We start from the raw sequence: 22,051 nt of genomic DNA, 5'->3' as shown, positions 1-22,051 counted from the left end.
CACAACCTGCGCCCTTTTATCTGGTCAATGCGCCGGATATGAACGGCAGCGCGTTTTCCATCCCAAGACTGAGTGTGCACTAACGTTGACAGAGAAACTCCCCGCAAACATTGTGGGTAAAAATCGGTAATTCGGATGAATTCAGTATAATCCCAGCTTTAGCCACAAGAACAATAAAGGTAAAAATATGCTGAATATTCAAAAAACGCTCGAAGACTACTATCTTCGCTTGCAAGCCCATCCCCAATACCTGCATGTAATGACCTTGCCGCTGATGCAGCGTTGGGGCGTGTTTATCGGCTTATTTTTGCTCTCGCAAATCTTGGTATTCGGCAGCCTATACGTCATTTTCGACAAAGTGGTAGTGATCGGCTTTCTGGCCAGCGTTCTGGCGGGATTGGCTACCGGCATCGGCGCCTTGCCGGCCCTGTTCTTTAAAAACATTTCCGACCGGCTGTTCAATGGCTTACTGGGTGCCGCGGCCGGCGTGATGCTGGCGGCCACCGCGTTTTCTTTGTTGGTGCCAGGTCTGGATTACGGCGAGCAAATCTGGCCCGGTAAAGGCTTATGGATCGTGTCGGCCGGCATGCTGATCGGTGCGCTGTTCCTACATTTTGCCGACAGTCATTTGCCGCATCTACATTTTGATTCGGTCAGCGATCATTCCTTGGATTCGCTGCAAAAAATCTCTTTATTCATTATCGCAATCACCATCCACAACTTCCCGGAAGGCATGTCGGTGGGCGTCAGCTTTGGCTCCGGGGACATGAAGAACGGCTTGGTATTGTCGATTGCGATTGCCTTGCAAAACTTACCGGAAGGTCTGGCGGTGGCCTTGCCCTTGGTTGGCTTGGGTTATAACAAATGGAAAGCCGTTGCCATCGCCACGTTGACGGGATTGGTGGAACCGGTCGGCGGCCTGTTAGGCATTACCATGGTCACGGTATTTTCGTCGATATTGCCGATTGCGATGGGTTTTGCCGCCGGGGCGATGTTGTTCGTCATCAGCGAAGAAATCATCCCGGAAACTCACTCCAAGGGCCGCTCGCGCGTCGCGACGTTTTCCTTGATGGCCGGTTTCATCATCATGATGATCCTGGACAAAATACTGACATAAACACCGCTCACACAAAGCAGGCCACCCAAAAGGCAAAAGCCTTTTGGGCTTTTATCTTCTGATCAAACACTTCGATGCAGAATGGAATACCTCGCGCCACTAATCACTCAAATAAGCTCATTAAACTTTACGGAACTGCTGGCGACCGGCGGCACCAGCTTTGCGCTGATCGCGGCCGCTGAAATCGGCGACAAAAGCCAGTTGGTATGCATGACGCTGGCATCAAGGCACCGCGCGGCTCCCGTACTTTGGGGCGCAATCGCCGCATTTATTCTACTGAATACCTTGGCCGTGGTTTTTGGGGCAGCGATCGCTAAATGGCTTCCTGAGTATATAGTCGCGGCCACAGTGGCATTGCTATTCGCCGTATTCGGCTTGCATGCCTTACTCAACCACGAGGACGAAGATGATGACGAGGACGTTGCGGAAAAAAGCGGCCACGGTATTTTCTTTACGACCTTTGTGCTAATTACCTTCGCCGAGTTTGGTGATAAAACTCAACTGGCCGTCGTGGCGTTCAGCAGTACCGCGCAACCGCTTGCGGTTTGGCTGGGCTCGACGCTGGCGTTGGCGTTTACCTCCGCATTAGGTGTTTTGGCCGGGCGCACCGTGTTGCAAAAAATACCCTTATCCTTGCTGCATAAAGCCAGCGGAGTGTTTTTCCTGATTTTATCGGCAATAGCGGCTTTTAAAGCCTACGAAAGCTTGCTTGCCGCCGGTTTACTGCCTCAACTTTAGCCAAATCCAGACGTGAAGCGATTCATGGCATTTCCTAATTACCGCTGGCTAGACTTTCCGGCGATACTCGGCTTGGCTGGGCTTTATTGCCTATTGGCTAAAATTGTACTCACCTATTTCTCGGAAACCGGCAATGTCACCTTGGTGTGGTTTTCCAGCGGATTGGGATTGGCCGCTTTATTGCTGAAAGGCCTTCGCTATTGGCCAGGCATATTTCTGGGCGCTTTTGCCGCCGGCTTGATGGTAGACGACTCGTTCCCACTGTCTTTTGCAATTGCAAGTGGCAACACGCTGGAATCGGTAACAGCCGCCTACCTACTAAAACGCCACCGGCGTTTTTCTTTAGATTTAACCGAACCAGGCCACTTTATCTGGTTAACCCTGACCGGCGCCGCTTGCTCGTTAATCAGTGCGGGTATTGGCCCTTTGGCTTTACATCTGGCCGGTTTCATACCATTAGCGGCGGTGCCGCGATCGCTTTTACATTGGTGGATGGCGGATGCTTTCGGCATTGTCACGGCCACACCCATATTATTGGTTTGGCGGAAATGGCCAAAGCAATGGTTTGCTGAAAAACGCGGCCTGGAAGCATTGCTGCTGATCATTCTGACCTTGTTCGCCGGTCAAGTAGTATTTCTCGATGCTTTCCAGCCTGTCTTTGGAAAAATCGCCCGCGGTTACTGGATGTTTCTGTTTGCCATTTGGGCCGCCCTCCGTTTCAATCGTCATGGCGTGACACTGATTGCCAGCTTGATTACCATCCAAGCGCTATTCGGAGCCGCACATCATCTGGGCTTTTTCGGCGACGACTTTGAGAAAAGCGAGTTGCTGAACCTGTGGTTTTATATATTGGTACTGTCCTGGACCGGCACGACTTTGGCGCTAACCCTACACAAACAGCAACTGATTACCGCAGGACTGGCAGATAGCGAACGGCGTTTGAAGGCGATAATCGATTACTCCCCAGTACCCCAAGCCATTTACGACGCCAAAGGCAATTTCACATTGCTAAATCCGGCTTTTAACAAAGCTTTCGGTTACACGCTGGACGATATTAAAACGCTTGACGAATGGTGGCCTAAAGCATATCCGGACCCTATCTACCGCCGGACAATTATGGAAACCTGGCTGGCGTTGACTGATAAATCCCGTCGCACACAAAGTTTCGAAACCATCCAAGCGGAAATTAATTGTAAACACGGCGAGCGGCGTACTGTGCTCGCGGGCTCGGTATCCTTAGGCGAATCGTATGTCGGAGATAATCTGGCCATTTTGTTCGATATTACCGAGCAACTAAAATCTGAAAAAGCGCTGACTGAATCCAATTTATTGTTGCAGACCGTCCTGGAAACCTTGCCGATCCGAGTGTTCTGGAAAGACCTGGATTCTCGCTATTTGGGCTGCAACGCGCTGTTTGCCGGCGACGCCGGACAACATAGCTCAAAGGATTTAATCGGGAAGAACGACCATCAGCTCAATTGGGCTCAACAAGCGCCAATTTATCAAGCGGATGATCGCCAGGTAATCATATCGGGTACGGGCAAACTGGCTTATGAAGAGCCGCAAACCACCCCTGACGGCAATACCATTTGGCTACGTACATCGAAAATACCCTTACGAAATTCCGATCATGAAATTATCGGGGTTTTGGGCATCTACGAAGACATTAGCGAGAATAAAGCCCGAGAAGACGCATTGGCCCAATCGATTTCTTTGCTAAGGGCTACCTTGGAAGCCACGGCTGACGGCATTCTGGTCGTCAGCCTCCAACGCCAAATCGTTACTTACAATCGGCGCTTTTTTGAGCTTTGGAAATTACCCGACACAGCGGTTGGAGCAGATAAAGATGACACAACACTTTTTCATTTAGCCGTTAAACAGCTGAAAAATCCGGATGAGTTTTTCGATAAAGTCCAGACGCTCTACAACCACCCGGATACAGAAAGTTACGACCTGATCGAATTCAGCGACGGCCGGATTTTTGAACGCTATTCCAAGCCGCAAAGTATCGCCGACAACATTGTTGGCCGTGTATGGAGTTTTCGCGATGTCAGTAATCAATATCGTGCGGAGCAAGCATTACAACAGAAAGAATATTATCAGCGCGCATTGCTGGATAACATTCCGCATGCGATTTGGCTGAAAGATACCGAAAGTAGATTGCTGGCGGTCAACCAGGAGTTCGCCAACGTATTTGCCGCCGAAAATCCGGAAGCCCTGGTCGGCAAAAACGATTTCGACATCGCCCCACCGGCACTGGCCGAAAGTTATCTCGCCGATGACCGCCGCGTGCTGGCTTTAAGGGATAAGTTGATAGTCGAAGAAGAAATTATTGATCGCGGCGTACGCAAATGGTTCGAGACCTATAAAGCGCCGGTAATGGATGAGCAAGGCCAGTTGCTGGGTACAGTGGGTTTTGCCCGCGACATCAGCGAGCTGCGCAAAACCGAGGAAAACCTGAGATTGGCGGCTCTGGTTTACCATAACAGCAGCGAAGCGATGATAGTGGTGGACAGCGATAACACCATCCTCAGCGTCAACCCCGCGTTTACCACGATGACCGGCTATACGGAGGAAGAGGTTATCGGTAAAAACCCGCATATCCTCAGTTCCGGCGAACATGATGCGACGTTTTACCGAGAACTATGGGCCGCGTTGGATACTACCGGCGCTTGGCGTGGAGAAATAAAAAATCGCTGTAAGGACGGCCGCCTGTTCGTCGAAGAACTGGCAATCAACACCATCTATAATGCGGAAGGCAAGCCGCAACGCAGGGTTGCACTGTTTTCCGACATTACTCAACGCAAGCAATCCGAGGAACAAATCTGGCGGCAAGCCAACTTCGATCCGCTCACCGGCCTGCCTAATCGGCGCATGTTCCGCGACCGGCTGGAACTGGAAATCAAAAAAGCCCACCGCATGGGACAATTGTTTGCGTTGTTGTTTGTCGATCTGGACCGCTTCAAGGAAATCAACGATACGCTAGGCCACGACATGGGCGACAACTTGCTCAAGGAGACCGCGCGGCGTTTACAGAGCTGTGTGCGCGAATCAGATACCGTGGCCCGCTTGGGTGGCGCTGAATTCACGATTATCTTGAGCGAACTGGACTGCATCGAAGTGTCCGAATCGATTGCCAAAAACCTGCTGAAAAAACTCAGTGCGCCGTTCAGCTTGGATGGCGAACTGGCTTATGTCTCCGCGAGTATCGGCATCACGTTTTATCCAAACGACAGCACCGATTTAAGCCAATTACAAAAAAATGCCGATCAGGCCATGTACGCCGCCAAAAACCAAGGCCGAAACAACTACCGCTTCTTTACCCAAGCCTTACAGGACGCGCTGGAAGCCCGCGCCGCGATGCTAGGCGACTTACGTACCGCGCTGGCTAACGCGCAATTTTTGCTGTGCTATCAACCTATCATCGACTTGCTGAGCGGCGAAGTGCGTAAAGCGGAAGCCTTGCTGCGCTGGCATCACCCAAAACGTGGCTTGATTAACCCGGCGGAATTTATACCGCTGGCGGAAGAAACCGGACTAATCAGAGAAATCGGCGATTGGGTATTCGAAACCGCGGCGCGACAAGTACAAAACTGGCGAGCCACTATCCATCCCGAATTTCAAATCAGCGTCAACAAATCTCCGGTGCAATTTCAAAGCGCCGAGCATGCCCCTGAAGACTGGTTCAATTATTTGCATCGACTGGGATTGTCGGGCCAAAGTATTGTGGTAGAAATTACTGAAGGCTTGCTGCTGGACGCCAATCTTTCTGTACACAATCATTTGATGGCGTTCCGCGACGCGGGTATGCAAGTAGCAATAGACGACTTCGGCACCGGCTATTCGGCACTGTCCTATCTGAAAAAATTCGACATCGATTATCTGAAGATTGACCAGTCGTTCGTCCGCAATTTATCAGCGAACTCGAACGACTATGTCCTCTGCGAAGCCATCATCGTGATGGCGCATAAATTGGGTTTAAAAGTCATCGCGGAAGGCGTGGAAACCGAGCAGCAACGCGATTTACTGAGTGCAATCGGTTGCGATTACGGCCAGGGCTATTTGTTTGCCAAACCGCTGCCGGCGGCATTGTTTGAACAGCAATTTGGTAAATCAAGATAGCGGACTCTCATCGCTCGCCGTCAATGCAGTATTGACCTGACACTTTGTTATCGCACTCGCTCCCACTCAGGCGGGAGCCTGGTAGCCACAACGGTTGTCAATCGAGTCTCCGGCATATGCGCCACAGAGATCCTATTGACGGGTTGATACATCAGCAGTATCAGTGCGATTTTACCGTCCGATTCGCTGCATCCTAAACCGGACTAATCACCACGCCATCCGGCTTCAAGCTCAAGGTAAAATCGCCGCGCAATAAGCCCTGCAACTCCCGTCCGGCCATGTTGTAACGCCAGCCATGTAATAACAGGCAGTCCTCATCGCCGGACAGTAATAGTTCCAAATCCTTGCGGGTAGCCAAGATGATGGGATTCAGGGAATTTTCCTCGGCACGAATTCTGACCACCGCGCTGAGTACATCCAGTATCGCTTCATGCTGCTGGGTTTTCTTGCCGGCTTGATCTTTTTCAGCCAGGGGTTTGGGCGGACGTTGTTTGGCGCTATCGATCAATTCGCAAATCGTTTTGCCATAACGATTGACGGTACGGTCGTTGATGTTGCGAATCTTGGCTAGATCGGCCAAGGTCACGGGTTGCAATTTGCCCAGCTCCAGCAACAAATCGTCCTGCAACAGCCAACTGCGCGGTTTGTTTTCTTGCTGCGCAGTACGTTCGCGCCATTCGGTCAGACTTTGCATGATGGACAATTGCTTGCCGGTCAGCTTGTTTTTGCCGCGAATCTTCAACCAGGCATTTTCCGGCGACAGTTGATACAACTCCGGATCGTTCAACAAGGCAAAATCGCTCTCCAGCCAGTTCGAGCGCCCCAATTTTTCAAGTTGCTCGCACATGATTTTGTAAATCTTGCACAGGTAAATTACATCGTCGGCGGCATACTGAATTTGATCCTCGCTCAAGGGCCGTTCCGACCAGTCGGTGCGGGTATGCGCCTTGCTGAGATTGACGTTCAGAAAGCTGGATACCAGCATCGCGTAGCCGGGATTTTCCTGAAAACCCAGCAGCGGCGCGGCAATTTGGGTATCGAAAATCGGGCCAGGAATTTTGCCGGTAATCTGGTAAAAAATTTCCAGATCCTGCCGGCAGGAATGCAATACTTTGACAATATCAGGATTGTAAATCGCGTCTAACAACGGGGTTAAATCGGCAATTGCCAAGGGATCGACACAAGCCACCCAGCCCGGCGCGGCTATTTGCAGTAAACAAAACTTGGGGTAATAGGTTTTTTCGCGAAGGAATTCGGTATCCAGGGCTATCCATGGCTCCTGGCTAATCAGTTGGCAAAGGCTATCGAGTTGATCCGGGCGGTTGATATATTGAATAGTCATAGTCGCTATGGCAATTAACAGGGCTTGCCGAAAAACGGCGTGACTGCGCATTTTACCCCGTCGGGCCGTTATTGACTTAAATATTCCCGACTAGTGAGCTGCTTCAGCTAAATCAAATATTCCATCATAACCGCCGGGAAGCGGGCATCCAGTGCCATGGATAGTAAGCATCGAGCTACCCATGCACGCTGGATTTCAGCATTCCCCTTGTGCCCCACAGACGATATGCCGAAATGACGGTTTTGAGGATGTCCGAGGCATGCCACTGAAGCAGCTTGTAATTGGAAATATTCCAAAATTTGCCGACCCGATGCGAAACAGGAATTTTTCCTTTTTATTTCCAGGAATGGAACCCCCGGCCCAGCTTGTTTACCATGCCGCTTTTGTTTTGTATTACTCAGGTAAAGTTATGAAAAAAGTTGCGCTAGGTGTGCTGCCATTGTTCAGCATGCTGCCCTTAGCCGAAGCCATAGCCGCGGAAGTCGCGACTAATCTGGAGGAAGTGGAGGTCGTGGCGGTAACGCCTTTACAATTCGGCGGCGTCGATATCAATAAAATTCCGGCGAATGTACAAACCGTGTCAGCCGAAAAATTGCAAGAAGCCCAAGCCCTGTCTTTGGCGGACTACATGAACCGCTACCTAGGCAGCGTTAATATCAACGATGCGCAAAACAACCCCTTGCAACCGGATCTGCAATACCGCGGTTTCAGTGCTTCACCGTTAATGGGTTTACCGCAAGGCCTGGCTACGTATGTTAACGGTATTCGTTTCAATGAGCCTTTCGGCGACATGATCAATTGGGATTTAATCCCCAGCGGCGCCATCGACAATATGAGTTTACAGCCGGCATCGAACCCGGCATTTGGTTTGAACGCCTTGGGCGGCTCGATCAACATCAATACCAAGACCGGCTTCTCGGCGCCCGGCCATAGTTTCGAAGCCCAAGGCGGCTCTTGGGACCGCCATTCCGAAGAACTCACCAGCGGCTGGAACAACGGGACCTGGGGCTATTTCCTGGACGCCAAGTATTTTAACGAAAAAGGCTGGCGAGCACATTCGCCTAGCGAAGCCAAGCAAGGCTTCGGCACCTTGAGCTGGCGCGGCGTTAAATCCGGCCTGGATTTAAGCATCGCCGGCAGCGACAACACTTTGCGCGGCAATGGCGCCCTGCCCCAGGAAATGCTGGCATTCGGCCGCGATCAAGTATTTACGCATCCCGACATCACCCGCAACCGGATGATGCTGGTATCGTTGGCCGGTGATACCTGGTTAAACAACCAAAATCAGTTGTCGGGCACCATGTATTATCGGCGCAATAAGATCGGCACTTATAACGGCGATGGTAGCGAGTTTGGCGAATGTATTGACGAAGGCGCTGGCGAAGACGACTTTTTGTGTGCAGAATCCGGCGGCGAGTTGGACGATGAGGGCTTGTTCGACCTCGGCGGCAATAATATAGCCGCCTCACCAGCGGTCGAGGGCGGCACCATCAACACCTCCAGCACGCTGCAACAATCCTTCGGTTTTGCCTTGCAAAACGCTTTCGACCACAAAATATTCGGCCGTAACAACCACCTGGTAGGCGGAGCCAGTTTCGACTACGGTAACGCCCGCTATCATGCCGACACCCAGCTTGGTTCGTTAACAGCCGACCGAGGAGTTTCCGGGGGCGGGGTATTGCTGCAAGATGCGCATGTCCGTCTGACTACCGAGACCGATCATTACGGGGTGTTTTTAACCGACACCTATTCATTGACGGACAAGTTGGACCTGACCGTATCCGGCCGTTACAACCAATCACACATTAAATTGCGCGACCATTACGGCAACGACCTGAATGGCTCACATGCTTTTGATCGTTTCAATCCGGCGGCCGGTTTAACCTACGCATTTATGCCGGAATTGACTTTTTACGGTAATTACAGCGAATCGTCGCGGGTACCGACACCCATGGAGTTAAGCTGCGCCAACCCGGACGACCCTTGCCGTCTGCCTAATGCCTTCGTCTCCGATCCTCCCTTAAAACAAGTAGTCGCTAATACCTTCGAAACCGGTGTGCGCGGCCGTTTTAAAAACCTGCTGCCGGGCTACATGGACTGGAATTTGGCATTATTCCGCACCATCAACAATAACGACATCATTTTCAAAAGTACCGGCGGCGTCGGCAGCAATGTCGGTTATTTCGACAATGTCGGCTCTACTTTACGCCAAGGTGTGGAAGCGGGATTGTCGGGTAATTTTTACGAGCGCTGGCGTTGGTCTAGCCATTACACCTATATCGATGCCAGCTTCGAAACCCCGTTTTTGGGCAGCAGTCCTAACAACCCTATGAATGACGGCGGGAATATTCAAGTGAACGGCGGCGATAACATCCCCGGCATTCCCGCCCATCAATTCAAGTTCAGCACCGATTTCGATATCGTCTCAGCCTGGACCTTGGGTATGGACATGAACTACAACAGCTCGCAATATCTGCGCGGCGACGAAGCCAATTTGACCGCTAAGCTCCCCGGATTCGTAGTATTTAACTTACGTAGCGAATACCGCTTCAGTAAAAACGTCGCGCTGTTCGGTAAAGTGACCAACTTGTTCGACCGTCAATATGCCAATTTCGGCACTTGGGGAAATACTGGAGATGTCCTGGACGGCGTGGGATTGCCTGGCGACCAACAAAGCCGTTTTGTCGGGGTGGGCGCTCCGCGCGCAGCTTGGATAGGCATTCGACTGACGATGTAAGCCAAGTTTAGCCGCAGGAAAACGGCTGATAAATTAGCCGTTTTCATCGTCTAGTTGATTGTTGTTACGGGTCTGTCTGAATTTATTCGGCTTGATGCGTTTGATGTTGAGACGATGCGGTCCAATGGACGCTTCGGTCAATAACTGAAAAATATCCGCCGGCATGCCGTCCGGCAACTCCACCAGTGTGTGGGTATCGCGAATATCGATCCGCCCGATGCGCTTCTTATCTACACCGGACTCTTCGACCAATACTGCTTGAATATCGTCACAGTTAACCTGATGTTGACTACCGACGGCCAAGCGATAACGCACCATTTTACCGTTTGCATGTGGACCGCGACTGTGAGGCTGCGGTAGAGGGACCAACAACTTGGGCTGTTGAGTATGAGCGGGGTACAAGTTTGGTTGGCTCAAATAAACCAAGGCCGCGGCGCAAGTCAGTAGATCTATATCCAATTCGGCGGCGGTACGTTGAATCAACTCCCGATGCAGAGTCAGGTCTTCTTCGATGACGATGCGCTGCAAGCGTCTTTTAAACTTGTCTTCCTTACGACTTTCGACAGAGAAAGCGTTCATGTTCCCTTACAGTCTATCCAGATCGATTTCCACGAAAGCCTCGTCGCGTAAGCGCCGTAACCATAACTCGGTTTCTTCCTCGATTTTACGCTTACGGATTTCCTCGCGAATCTTGTCTTTTTTGAATTGCTCGCTGTTATCCTGGTTTTCGCGGCCCAACACCTGGATCATGTGCCAACCGAACTGGGTTTGCACCGGCTGACTAATCTCGTTAATCGCCAGCTTGTTCATGGCTTCCTCAAAAGGCGGCACTAATGCGCCCGGACCTACCCAATCCAGCGAACCGCCATTAATCGCAGAACCTTTGTCGTCGGAATGTGCGCGCGCCAAGTTGGCAAAATCGTCGCCGTCGTTAATCCGCTCTCTAAGCGCCACCAAGCGCTTTTGCGCTTCGGCGTCGTCCACCAATTCATTAGTCTTAATCAGAATGTGCCTGACCTTGGTTTTGGTAACGATATGCTGCCCGGCACCCTCGGTTTCCAGCATTTTGATGATGTGAAAACCGCTGGGACTGCGAATGGCTTCAGAGACATCGCCTTGGTTCATCGTCGTGACAACTTCGGTGAACAGCGAAGGAATTTGACCGATGCTGCGCCAACCCAGATCGCCGCCTTTAAGAGCGTTATCGTCGTCGGAAACACTCACCGCGACTTGTTTGAAATCCTTGCCGCCGCGTAAATCGGCGATGACTTGATCGGCCTTGTCCTTGGCTTTTTGAATCGCGGTGGCCGAAGCCGCCTCCGACACCGCGATTAGAATATGCCCCAAATGATACTGGGAGTTGCTCTGCCCGGCTTTGCTCTGGGTTTCCATGTAATGCAAAACTTCAGCATCGGTGACCTTGACCCGCGAACCGATCTCCCGCCCGCGCAGCTGGTTGATGATAATTTCGTTGCGCAGATTATCCTCGAAAGCTTTGTACTCCATGCCTTGTTTGGCCAACTCGTTACGGAAGCTTTCAACCGACAAGCCGTTGCGGCTGGCTATATCGGCGACTGAAGCGCTAAGCATCTCATCGCTGACCTGTACGCCCGATTTAGCCGCCAGTTGCCGTTGCAGTTTATCAACCACCATGCGTTCCAATACCTGTTTGCGTAAAACGAACTCGGGCGGCATCGCCACATTGCTACTGCTCAATTTGTTGGTGATGGCAGCCACTTCGTTATTGAGCTCGCGTTCCAGAATCACATCTTCTTCGACCACCGCCACTATCCTGTCCAATACTTGGGCCTGACCCGGGGCGATGTAAGCACCCAGTAGCAAACAGAAAATCACTAACCAATTTTTTATCATGCGTTGCTTACTCAAAATAGCTGGCTTTGCGATAGCCTTTCAGGTTGGTTTGCAGGAACGTATCGACATTGTCGCCGAAGCTGGACAGACCTTTCAGCTCCAACTGTACGAAAAACGCGGTTTCCGGCTTGGTGCTAGGATCGATAAAGGCGATGGTATTGGCACCGTTGATAAAGCGTCTACCCAGAATACGGAAGCGCCAGCAACAGTTTTCCCGTTCCACGCCAATGAAACTTTCCGTGGTTTTGTCGAAATTTAAAGAATACTGCCAACGACCGAAACCATACCATTCACCAAACAAAGGTAAGCGGAACGATACGTCGGTTTGCGAGATGGTTTGTAAGCTATCCAAGGGATTCCGGCGGTAACGATAGCCGAGGTTAACAATCTGGTTAGGCTGCATATTGTATTTTAATGCCACCTGGCCGCGCGCAAAGCCGTTGGCTTCCGGGTCCCATTGGGTACCGGTCATGTAAGACCAATTCTTATTGAATTGGCCGCTCAGTTCGCCGACGAAATTGGAGGTACTACTGGTTTCGATAGGCTGCCCAGGCATCGTCACCGTTCTATCCTGGAAATACATAATCTGTCCCAGACTGACTTTTAACGGTTCCAAACCGGTATTGGAATCGATAAACCGCGAAACAGTCGCCAGCGTAACCTGATTGGCGTCCTGAATCCTGTCCCCGCCCGCGAAGCGGTTTTCCCTGAACAAGCTGTAAAAGTTGGTATCGTACAAAGCTGTATCGAAAACCGGAATATTGCTTTGATCCTTGCGCGGGATATACAGGTAAAAAGCCTGCGGCTCCAAGGTATGCAGATACTGCGAACCACCGAAGTTAAGGTCTTTTTCGAAATTCATACCGCTGCTAACCGAGAAGATCGGCAACGTCCGGCTGATTGTACTGGGCTGACCGGCTAAGGTTTGGTTGCTTAATTGATACTGCGTGTATTGACCGGTGATTCTCGGGATGAAATATCCGGCGCTACTTTCCAATGGCAAGCTGAGCGAAGGTGCAATATTAATGCGCTGACCATTAACCAAATCGGTGTGATAGAAATGGGTGAACTCGTTATTCATCGCCAGTGTGACCGGTAAGCCTTCAAACGCACGGGCCACGTTGAAATTGACGCGAGGCAGCATATCGTAAGGCATGGCCGCATCGGGAATGGTTTTATCCACCGATTGGTAGTGGTATGCGCCAACCGACAGGCCTACGCCGGTGCCGGCAACAGCACCGCCGTAACTCAGCAACGCAGTACTGGGCAAATAACTGGTATTTTGGAAGCCCAAAGCGTTGTTCAAGTCGTTGAAATAGGTCTTGTCGGAGACATAGTTCAAATCCAGCAAGGAACTCAACCCAGGCAATAAGCTGGTTTGATCTTTCCAGCTTGCAGAATAACGGGCCTTGTTGACTAACTGATCGTTGGGCATATATTCTGCGGAAAATGTACCTCTGGACATATCGGTCAGATAGCGGAACTTATTGCGCAATTGCTCGCCACGCTTACTCATGTAACGCGGCGTGACGATATCGTCGAAGTTGGGGGCGATATTCCAATAAAACGGCACGGAAACGTCAAAACCGTTCCGCTGCGTACTACCCCAGGTTGGCGCTAATAAACCCGACAAACGCCGATTGTCGGTAGGGAAGGAAATATAGGGCGTGTACAGCACCGGTACACCTTTAAATTCCAGCCAGGCGTTTTTCGCTGAACCTTGCCCGCTGTCCCGGTTAATTTTCATCCGCGAAGCATGCACGATCCAGTCCTGATTGCCCGGCGCACAACTGGTAAAAGCGGCGTCATTATAACGGGACAAGCCTTTACTCTCGCGATAAACCACCTCGGCATTACCGCGAAACGGCGCCTCGGCGACGATGAATTGCGCCTTCCGCAAGCGCGCTTCGTCTTTACCAAGACTCAAGGAGGCAGTCTCGCTGGAGAACGCCAACTGATCTTCGCTGTATAACACGCTACCTTGCGCGTCCAGGGTTTCTGCAACCGTATCGTAACTAGCCTTGTCCGCGATCAGATGCTGATCAGCGCGCACCATATCGACGTTACCGGCAAAGTTAAGCACCTCGCCGTCGAATACTTCGGAAAAGTCCGCGTTGATATCGGTGGTCGCCGCATCGCGAACCTCGGCTGAGGTAGCTCTGATTTTGCGCTTTTTAGCGCCCCACACTTCGCAGCTTTGCCAAGGATCTTTATCGAATTCGGCACGTAAGGTTTGAAAATCCCGCTCCTGTTTGCGATCAAAGGTAGGCGTAAACAAATACGAACCGGACTCTTCGCTACCACCACCCTCGGCCACGACATGGGCCTCGCCTTTCGGATCGGCCCCTACCAAATTACAATTCCAGCCGCTCTTGTCGTCGCCGGTTTTACAGGTCCAGCCGGGCACTTTGCCGCTATTGGCATTGACTGTCTCGGTCTTGGGCTCGACTTTTTCCAGCACCGGTTTTTGATTTTCAGTCACTTTGACCCGCAGTTTTTGCGGCTCGGCGACGGCTTTTTCCACCACCTTTTCGACCACATTAATTTTTTCCGGCTCCGGCTCTGGCTTAACCGCTTGCTGAACGGGTGCGGGAACGACAGGAACAGGCGGCTGAGCGACCGTTTCCGGCGGCGCGGGCTTGGTTTGAGTGGGTGGAGTAGGTTTAATCACTTGCGGCTGAGCAGTTGGCTCATTGCCTGCGGGTGTTTGATTCAAACAGGTCCATTCGCCATTTTTGGTTTGCTCACAATTCCACGCCGCATTATTGGCAGCAGAGGCGACGCCCGTAAAAAACAATAATGCTGAAGAAATTGTATAAAACCGATAATTCATGTCTTGGCGAATGCAGCTAAATTGACTTAGCGGAATGGAAATCGAATAAAATGCTTCCCATCATTTTACCTTAGGTTGACCCGCAATTAATAAAAATGTACGTTTCCAGCTCAGACCGCCGCTTGGCGGAGCTTGTCGATTGGCTCAATAACGACGTCGCGCTTGATATACAGCAAATTACCCCGGCTTCCAGCGACGCCAGCTTCAGGCGATATTTCCGAGTTGAGCACCGCGACGGCTGTCACATTGCCATGGACGCGCCGCCGGACAAAGAAAATACCGAGCCGTTCGTACGCGTCGCCGGGCTTCTGAAACCAAGCGATATCCATATCCCGAATATCTATCAACAGAATAGTCGCCAAGGTTTTCTGTTGCTGGAAGACTTAGGCTCAACGAGTTTTCTCGACCGCTTACAAACCGGCGATGCCGAACTGCTGTATAGCCAGGCCATGGACAGCTTGTTCAAACTGCAAACCGGCGTAAACCCGCTTGATTGCGGCTTGCCGGCTTACGACAGTGCCCTTCTGCTCCGCGAGCTAGCTATTTTTTACGAATGGTTTTTGGAAAAGCTGCTAGGGATTGCGATTCCAGATACGCTCGCGACACCTCTCAACGCGATTCTGATCGCTTCGGCGCTCGAACAACCGCAAGTCTGCGTGCACCGGGATTTCCACTCGCGCAACCTGATGGTGTTGGAACACGACTCACCGGGTGTTATCGATTTCCAAGACGCAGTCGTTGGTCCGATCAGCTACGATTTGGTATCGCTGCTGCGCGACTGTTACATCGCTTGGCCGGACCAACAAGTCATCAGCTGGGCTAAGGATTATCACCAACGCCTCTGTGCGGCCGGATTGATTCAAGCCGATTTTAATCGTTTCAAACGCTGGTTCGACCTGATGGGTATGCAGCGCCACCTTAAAGCTGTCGGCATTTTCGCCAGATTGCATCTGCGCGACGGCAAATCCAATTATCTGGCCGACATCCCGCGCACTTTGGCTTACATCTCCGAGGTTTGCGATATTTATCCTGAGCTCGCCGAGATGCGGCAGTTTCTGCAAGAACAGGTAATGCCTGCTTACGGAGTATCAGCATGAAGGCCATGATTTTAGCGGCCGGACGCGGCGAAAGAATGCGGCCTTTGACCGACCACACCCCCAAACCCTTGCTGAAAGCCGCCGGTAAGGCGCTGATCGAATACACCATAGAAAATCTGGCTAACGCCGGCTTTGGCGAAATCGTCATCAACATCGCCCATCTAGGCGAGCAGATTAAAGACTACTGCGAAAGCGGTAAGCGCTGGAATGTATCAATTGAGTATTCTGATGAAGGCGAAACCGCACTGGAAACCGCCGGCGGCATTGCCAAGGCCCTGCCTTTGTTGGGCGACGAGCCGTTCCTGGTGCTTAACGCCGACATTATTTGCGATTATCCTTTAGCCAACTTGCGGACCAGAGCCATCGATCTCGCTCATCTGGTGATGATAAACAATCCGCCGCATCATCCGGAGGGCGATTTTTCGCTGAATGCCGGTGGTCTATTGGCGGAACAAGGTTTAAACAAACTGACCTTCAGCGGCATCGGTGTTTATCACCCCAAGCTGTTTGCAAACATCCCCGCCGCCCCGTTAAAACTAAGACCGGTGTTAAACCGTGCCATGCAAGAACAGCGGATTAGCGGCGAGAAATTTTCCGGCTTGTGGATGGACATAGGCACGCCGGAACGCTTGGCAGAACTGGGTAAACAGCAGGCTCGCGACACGAGCAAACATACCGAGGATGTCGCTAACTAGAACGGCTTGACGACAGCCAGCAGGACTATGGCGACCAAGAACAATACCGGAATCTCGTTAATCCAGCGGTAATACACATGCGAATGCTGGTTGCGATCATGCTTGAAATCCAGCAACCACTTGCCGCAAAACAAATGGTAAACCACCAGCAAACCCAACAACCCCAGTTTGAGATGCAGCCAACCGCTGGCCGAATAAAGCATCCACGCGTAATCGCCCAACATCCAAACACCAAAGATGAAGGTGACAATCATACCCGGCGTCATGATGCCGTAGTACAACTTGCGTTCCATCACTTTGAAACGTTCGTTGCTAATACTGTCGTCGCTCATTGCGTGATAAACAAATAACCTGGGCAAATAAAACAAACCGGCGAACCAGGTCACCATAAAAATCAAATGTAAGGCTTTTAACCAGAGCATGAGGTTCCCGAGGCTAACTAACGTAAAATTTCGGTGATCACCGGCGCGGACATGCCCGGTAGTGCGGTGGGAGGCGCGACAATCAGCACCCGATTACTGTTTTGCTGCGCCTGTCTTTCCAAGGCGGCCGCCTGGCGTTGTTCCGCTTCGACTTGCTGCTGCTGCGCGATCGCGCTTTGCTTTAGAGCATTTGTCGATTCGGTTTGATTTTTCAGTATCGCATCGCGTCTTTCCGCTTCCTGCTTGGCTGCTTTGGCGGCTTCCTGTTCGTTTTGCAGGGCTTCCAGCTTCGCTTTGGCCGCCGCTTCTTGGGCTTCATTGGCTTGAATATCCAACTGCACGGTTTTATCGCTGGTTTGGCAAGGCTTGGCCTGATAAACGGTTTTACTGTCCTTACCGATACATTTGAATACTTCCGCGCTTGCCGAGTGAAAACTCAGAACCATCGCCAGCAAAATTAACACCCTCATCGCACACCTCGCCAAAACAGCATTTGCCCGGGCCATAGTTTAGGGTAAAAATCGAGTCTGTTTTCAATAGTTCGGAAAAATGCCCTCGCTAAAACAGGCTAGGCAATTTTCCAGGCGGTCAAACCGTTTAGGTCCCCAGGTCTTGCTCGGTCATTTCCGCCAACGCATCGCGATGTTCGCGACGAATCAGCATCAAGTTTCTGGCGTACACAAAAGTGCCTGGTAGCTGTCCTATGATGATGACAGGATCGACTCGGTGAATGCCGTAAGCCAACACGATAACACCACCCGACAAACTGAAATACCAGAAACTCACAGGAATCATGCTCTTCTGGTGCCGCTCGCTGTGTATCCATTGCACGATAAAACGCATCATGAACAAGGCCTGCCCTACCAAACCGATAGTCAGCCAAATGATGTCATTCGAGTCCATGATCGATAAATGGTGCTGCCATTTATCAGCCAAATGCGTAAAAAAATAAACGATACCACTTTGATTTTCCATGTTAACTACTCCTGAGATACTGCGGGGTAAACGGGTTGAATCCAGCACTTAACCACGCTGAATCTCGCTGACAATCGGCAGGCTATGGCGTTTTTTCAACCAAACGACGCCCAGCAAATCGACGATGCCGACCAAGGCCCGATCCAAAGTTCCGTATTTCGACGTGCCGAAATTTCTCGGTCTATGATTCACTTTCACCGAAATGACATGCCCGCCCGCCATTCTGATTAACGCCGGCAAGAACCGATGGATATGATCGAAATACGGCAAAGCCAAAAACTTATCTCGCAGAAATAACTTCAAGCCGCAACCGGTATCCGGAGTGGCGTCATGCAAAATTGACTGCCGCACCGCGTTGGCAAATTTGGATGAGAACTTCCGCCAACCCGTATCGTTGCGCTTATGCCGAAAACCGGCCAGCATCCACAATTGGCTGTCGTTTTGTGCGTGCCAGGCCGCGACCAGATTGGGTATATCGGCCGGATCGTTCTGACCGTCGCCGTCCAAGGTGGCTATCCATGGATAGCGCGCCGCCGAGACACCGGTATGCACCGCGCGGCTTTGCCCGCAACTGCGCTGATGCGTCAGCACTCGCAGTGTCGGATATTGCTGCATCGCACCTTGCAATTTAACGCCGGTATCATCGGTACTGCCGTCGTCCACAAAAATCATTTCATAGGCTTCCCCATCGCCCAGCGCGCGATGGATTTCCTCGATCAGCAATTCGACATTGTCCGTTTCATTGTGAACGGGGACTACTACAGAAATCTTCATATCTTGGTAAAAGTTGAAAAAGTTGTGAATTGTATCAAACGCTTATGCACAGATAAGAATTTTGTACAGGTTTGAGTTATAGGGGTTTGACATCAGCAGCCTGCCCCGCGCGCCGAAATACCAGCCAATATTCCCGATGGGGCTGTAGGTATATGGCGTCGCTAGGCTTGTTTTTTTCCAGGGAGATCAGGTAGCCGTCCGCATGTTGTGCTGCCCAATCCGCAAGCCGTTCTCCAGGCAAAACCGGCACCGGCTGAGTTAAACGCCCCAAGAAATTGAATTGCCCTTGGTAATTGCCAACATAGACAAAAGGGATGTGCTGTTCGTTGTAGTTTTTCACCTGCATTGCCGCGGGCGCCAGGTTGTATGCCGGGCCGGCATAGCGGAAGAAAAATATAAATCCGACAAAAATCGCCGTCACCAATGCCGTGGATAGGGCAGCTATCGACAACCCACGTTTAATCCAAACCGACAGCGCCAAAATGATGGCAATAGCCAATACGCTCAAACCCCATGCCGGCTGTACAGTCTGGACCCAATTCAATTTCGACAAGCCCGGCGTCTTGGGCAGATAAACTAAAAATATCCCGATTGCGCCGAACAGCACCGGCAATAACCACTCTCCGGCTAGCCTCGGCTTTTCTGCGTTTTGCCCCACCACCCTGGCTACCAACAACGCAAAGGCCGGTAACATCGGAATCAAATAATGAATCTGCTTGCTGGGCAACAACGAAAACACCACAAAGCTTGATACCAGCCAAACCAGACAGAAACGCAGGCCGCTATCGTTAAAAAATCGGCTCCCGCGCAAACTACCCCAGAAATGCGGCCAGAACAGCCAGGGGAACAAAAACATCGGCAAAAAAGGCAGATACCAGAACAGTGACCGGGTATGGATTTTGGTGCTTACTGCGCGATCAGCGGTCTGATGCCACAGGATTGCGTTGGCATATTCCTCGCCACCGGCCATGGCCGCCGGAATCGCCCAGAACAGCGCGATAGCGGCTCCGAGCAAGACTGCTATTAACAAACCACCAAACCAGCGGGGGAAGGCAATCGGACGCGGCGTCCAGACAACTACCAAAGCCGCGGTTGGGATTAGATGCAATAAAACCACCGGCCCTTTGCTTAGAATGCCCAAGCCCATTGCTGCCGCAACCAATATCCAACCATTACGTTCCGCTCCTTGCATAACTTCCAGCAGACCGAGCATTCCCAACAGCACCCAGCCGGTTAGCAGAATGTCAAACATGGTTGACGTGGCGAATAAAGTCCAGAGCAAGGTTGCCATCAGTATCCACGGCGCCAACAAGGCGGCTGCCGCCTGCTCCGGCCAAAGTTTCTCCGCCAATTTCCGCGTCAGCAAAAGATTTGCCAATGCTGCCAACGGCCCTACCAAACTCGGCCACCACTGATTAACGCCGAATACCCCCCAGCCGGCTTGAATCAACCAAAATAATAAAGGCGGTTTATGACTATAGGTTTCGCCATTCAAATACGGTACCAGAAAGTCGCCGCGCAGCCACATATCCCAAGCCACACTAAGATAGCGCGTTTCGTCGATGGGTATGGGCGAGCGAAAATAAACGCTTGCGGTCAGCAGCAGCCAAAGCGGCAGGATGCCCCAATGGTATATCAGTTTTTCGGGTATGGTCATTGTTCTAGAAAATATCGATTCCGACCACTGGACATCCAAGCGACCAGAATCACGCCAGCGTTATGCCAAAAGATTAAGCTAGTTTCATGCCAGCAACATTACAGACGGCAAAGCCCGACGCATCTCAAGTCGAAACCAAAAGGCAACAGGATCGGTTGAAACAAACCGCTGAGCAGGTTGAATTGCCCCATTTATCATAAGGAATCAGGCGACGACTAAGCGCCATGACAGACTCTCGCCGGCTCGTAATGGCGTAATAGCTCCATCCGCATCGGCATAGGCCTCCGGTACGATCCAGGCTTGTTTTTCTAAAGTGACGCTCGCGGAGTTGCGCGGCAAACCGTAAAAATCCGCGCCGTAAAAACTGGCGAAGCCTTCCAGCTTATCCAATGCACCAGCCTGTTCGAACGCTTGGGCATACAATTCCAATGCCGCATGCGCGCTATAACAACCGGCGCAACCGCAGCTATTTTCTTTCAACCCGGTCAAATGCGGCGCGCTGTCGGTACCGAGGAAAAATTTGGAATTACCGCTGGTAGCCGCCTTTGTTAAGGCTTGGCGATGATGTTCGCGCTTCAGGATAGGTAAACAGTAGAAATGCGGGCGAATACCGCCGGCCAAAATGGCATTGCGGTTGTAGAGCAGATGTTGCGGGGTAATAGTCGCGGCGATATTCGCGCCGGCGGCTTGGACAAACTCTACCGCTTCCTGGGTCGTCAGGTGCTCGACAACAATGCGTAGCGCCGGGAATTGCCGGGTAAGCTTGCTTAATTTACTATCGATAAAGATTTTTTCCCGGTCGAAAATATCGTATTCAGCATCGGTGACTTCGCCGTGGATTAATAGCGGCACGCCGTATTTCTCCATCGCCGCGAATAAAGGATAAGCCGCTTCGATGTCGGCGACGCCGGCATCGGAATTGGTGGTCGCACCGGCCGGATACAACTTGAAAGCATACACATGCTCGGCATCGGCCACTTTTTTGATTTCCTCCACCGAGGTATTTGCCGTGAGATACAAGGTCATCAAGGGCTGAAATGTCGATCCTGACGGCAAAGCGGCCAAAATTTCTTGTCTGTAAAGCAAAGCCTGCGCGACCGTTGTGACCGGCGGTTTCAGATTCGGCATAATGATGGCCCGACCGAATTGTCTGGCCGTATGACCTATCACGGTTTTTAAAATACTGCCGGTCCTGACGTGCAAATGCCAATCGTCGGGTTGGCGGATGGTCAATTTATCCATAATCTCCGGGCGTTTTCATTTAAAATAGCCAGTTATTCTAACATTAAGGGCCTTGAAAATTTAAAACCCCGCCCTTAGTAAGCCGTTTTAGACACTTTCAACTGGAGAAGCAGATGCCTATTTACGAATACCAATGCAATGCTTGCGGACACGAACACGAAGCCCTGCAAAAATTGGGTGCCGAGCCCCTGGTCGTTTGCCCTGCCTGCAACGAAGCGGAATTAAAAAAGAAAATTTCCGCAGCGGGATTTCGTCTGAAAGGCGGCGGCTGGTATGAAACCGACTTCAAAAGCGGCACCAAGAAAAACGTGGCCGGCGAAAACAAAGCCCCCGAAAAAGCCGCCAGTTGCAGCGGCTGCCCCAACCATAACCATTAGGAAACCCATGGTGGCTGCCAGTTTTTAAGAAACGACTGGCACTTCCTAATT

17 protein-coding genes are annotated in these 22,051 nt (G+C 51.4%); 7 read left to right on the top strand and 10 right to left on the bottom strand.

All coding sequences use genetic code 11. The features are described from left to right. The first annotated feature begins 187 nt into the window (after nt 1–187). The 3 genes from A1332_RS06795 (at nt 188) to A1332_RS06785 (ending at nt 5,977) form a co-directional block, all read left to right on the top strand. On the top strand, nt 188–1,117 hold the full coding sequence (locus A1332_RS06795; RefSeq protein ID WP_064007795.1) for a ZIP family metal transporter: 930 nt from the start codon (nt 188–190) through the stop codon (nt 1,115–1,117). Nucleotides 1,118–1,198: 81 nt separating this feature from the next. Next, nucleotides 1,199–1,855 (top strand): TMEM165/GDT1 family protein, encoded by a 657-nt coding sequence (locus tag A1332_RS06790; RefSeq protein ID WP_064007794.1) that lies wholly within the window; start codon nt 1,199–1,201, stop codon nt 1,853–1,855. Nucleotides 1,856–1,879: 24 nt separating this feature from the next. Next, complete coding sequence (locus A1332_RS06785) at nt 1,880–5,977, top strand: EAL domain-containing protein (RefSeq protein WP_064007793.1); 4,098 nt, start codon at nt 1,880–1,882, stop codon at nt 5,975–5,977. Nucleotides 5,978–6,170: 193 nt separating this feature from the next. On the opposite strand, the gene rnd is transcribed toward A1332_RS06785, so the two are convergent. Further along, on the bottom strand, nt 6,171–7,319 hold the full coding sequence (rnd, locus tag A1332_RS06780) for a ribonuclease D (protein WP_064007827.1): 1,149 nt from the start codon (nt 7,317–7,319) through the stop codon (nt 6,171–6,173). Nucleotides 7,320–7,728: 409 nt separating this feature from the next. Between rnd and A1332_RS06775 the strand changes: the two genes are divergently transcribed. After that, nucleotides 7,729–10,056, top strand: a complete 2,328-nt coding sequence (locus A1332_RS06775; protein ID WP_064007826.1) for a TonB-dependent receptor — start codon at nt 7,729–7,731, stop codon at nt 10,054–10,056. A gap of 33 nt (nt 10,057–10,089) precedes the next feature. On the opposite strand, the gene A1332_RS06770 is transcribed toward A1332_RS06775, so the two are convergent. The 3 genes from A1332_RS06770 to A1332_RS06760 are packed head-to-tail and all read right to left on the bottom strand — an operon-like array spanning nt 10,090 to nt 14,644. Beyond that, nucleotides 10,090–10,635 carry a DbpA RNA binding domain-containing protein gene (locus A1332_RS06770; RefSeq protein ID WP_064007792.1) on the bottom strand — a complete coding sequence of 182 codons (546 nt, stop codon included), beginning with the start codon at nt 10,633–10,635 and terminating at the stop codon, nt 10,090–10,092. 6 nt (nt 10,636–10,641) lie between these two features. After that, on the bottom strand, nt 10,642–11,928 hold the full coding sequence (locus tag A1332_RS06765) for a peptidylprolyl isomerase (RefSeq protein ID WP_064007791.1): 1,287 nt from the start codon (nt 11,926–11,928) through the stop codon (nt 10,642–10,644). A 7-nt stretch (nt 11,929–11,935) separates the two neighbouring features. Next, nucleotides 11,936–14,644, bottom strand: coding sequence for an LPS-assembly protein LptD (locus tag A1332_RS06760; RefSeq protein ID WP_231890230.1), 2,709 nt, complete (start codon nt 14,642–14,644; stop codon nt 11,936–11,938). A 212-nt stretch (nt 14,645–14,856) separates the two neighbouring features. Between A1332_RS06760 and A1332_RS06755 the strand changes: the two genes are divergently transcribed. Both A1332_RS06755 and murU read left to right on the top strand, forming a co-directional pair. Next, nucleotides 14,857–15,858: an aminoglycoside phosphotransferase family protein gene (locus tag A1332_RS06755; protein ID WP_064007789.1), complete on the top strand. Its 1,002-nt coding sequence runs from the start codon at nt 14,857–14,859 to the stop codon at nt 15,856–15,858. Then, nucleotides 15,855–16,553, top strand: a complete 699-nt coding sequence (gene murU / locus A1332_RS06750) for an N-acetylmuramate alpha-1-phosphate uridylyltransferase MurU (RefSeq protein WP_064007788.1) — start codon at nt 15,855–15,857, stop codon at nt 16,551–16,553. Before A1332_RS06755 ends, murU begins: the two co-directional genes overlap by 4 nt. On the opposite strand, the gene hemJ is transcribed toward murU, so the two are convergent. The 6 genes from hemJ to pyrC form a co-directional block, all read right to left on the bottom strand. Beyond that, nucleotides 16,550–16,975, bottom strand: coding sequence for a protoporphyrinogen oxidase HemJ (gene hemJ / locus A1332_RS06745; RefSeq protein ID WP_064007787.1), 426 nt, complete (start codon nt 16,973–16,975; stop codon nt 16,550–16,552). The two genes, murU and hemJ, sit on opposite strands and share 4 nt — an antisense overlap. A 17-nt stretch (nt 16,976–16,992) precedes the next feature. Beyond that, the gene (locus A1332_RS06740; protein ID WP_064007786.1) at nt 16,993–17,445 is read right to left on the bottom strand and encodes a DUF4124 domain-containing protein; all 453 of its coding nucleotides are present in this window, start codon (nt 17,443–17,445) and stop codon (nt 16,993–16,995) included. Between the two features lie 127 nt (nt 17,446–17,572). Continuing rightward, complete coding sequence (locus A1332_RS06735) at nt 17,573–17,950, bottom strand: lipid-A-disaccharide synthase N-terminal domain-containing protein (RefSeq protein ID WP_082879573.1); 378 nt, start codon at nt 17,948–17,950, stop codon at nt 17,573–17,575. 48 nt (nt 17,951–17,998) lie between these two features. Beyond that, on the bottom strand, nt 17,999–18,724 hold the full coding sequence (locus A1332_RS06730) for a glycosyltransferase family 2 protein (protein WP_064007785.1): 726 nt from the start codon (nt 18,722–18,724) through the stop codon (nt 17,999–18,001). A gap of 76 nt (nt 18,725–18,800) precedes the next feature. Further along, entirely contained in the window at nt 18,801–20,381 is a 1,581-nt protein-coding gene (locus tag A1332_RS06725) for an ArnT family glycosyltransferase (protein ID WP_064007784.1), read from the bottom strand. Nucleotides 20,382–20,585: 204 nt separating this feature from the next. Next, complete coding sequence (gene pyrC, locus A1332_RS06720; RefSeq protein ID WP_064007783.1) at nt 20,586–21,623, bottom strand: dihydroorotase; 1,038 nt, start codon at nt 21,621–21,623, stop codon at nt 20,586–20,588. A 113-nt stretch (nt 21,624–21,736) separates the two neighbouring features. Between pyrC and A1332_RS06715 the strand changes: the two genes are divergently transcribed. Then, nucleotides 21,737–22,000 (top strand): FmdB family zinc ribbon protein, encoded by a 264-nt coding sequence (locus A1332_RS06715; protein ID WP_064007782.1) that lies wholly within the window; start codon nt 21,737–21,739, stop codon nt 21,998–22,000. Nucleotides 22,001–22,051 lie beyond the last annotated feature (51 nt).

This window comes from Methylomonas methanica (assembly GCF_001644035.1).
Lineage (GTDB): Bacteria > Pseudomonadota > Gammaproteobacteria > Methylococcales > Methylomonadaceae > Methylomonas > Methylomonas methanica_A.
The sequence above is the reverse complement of the archived record's forward strand: the minus strand, read 5'-3'. Positions and strand labels throughout refer to the sequence as shown.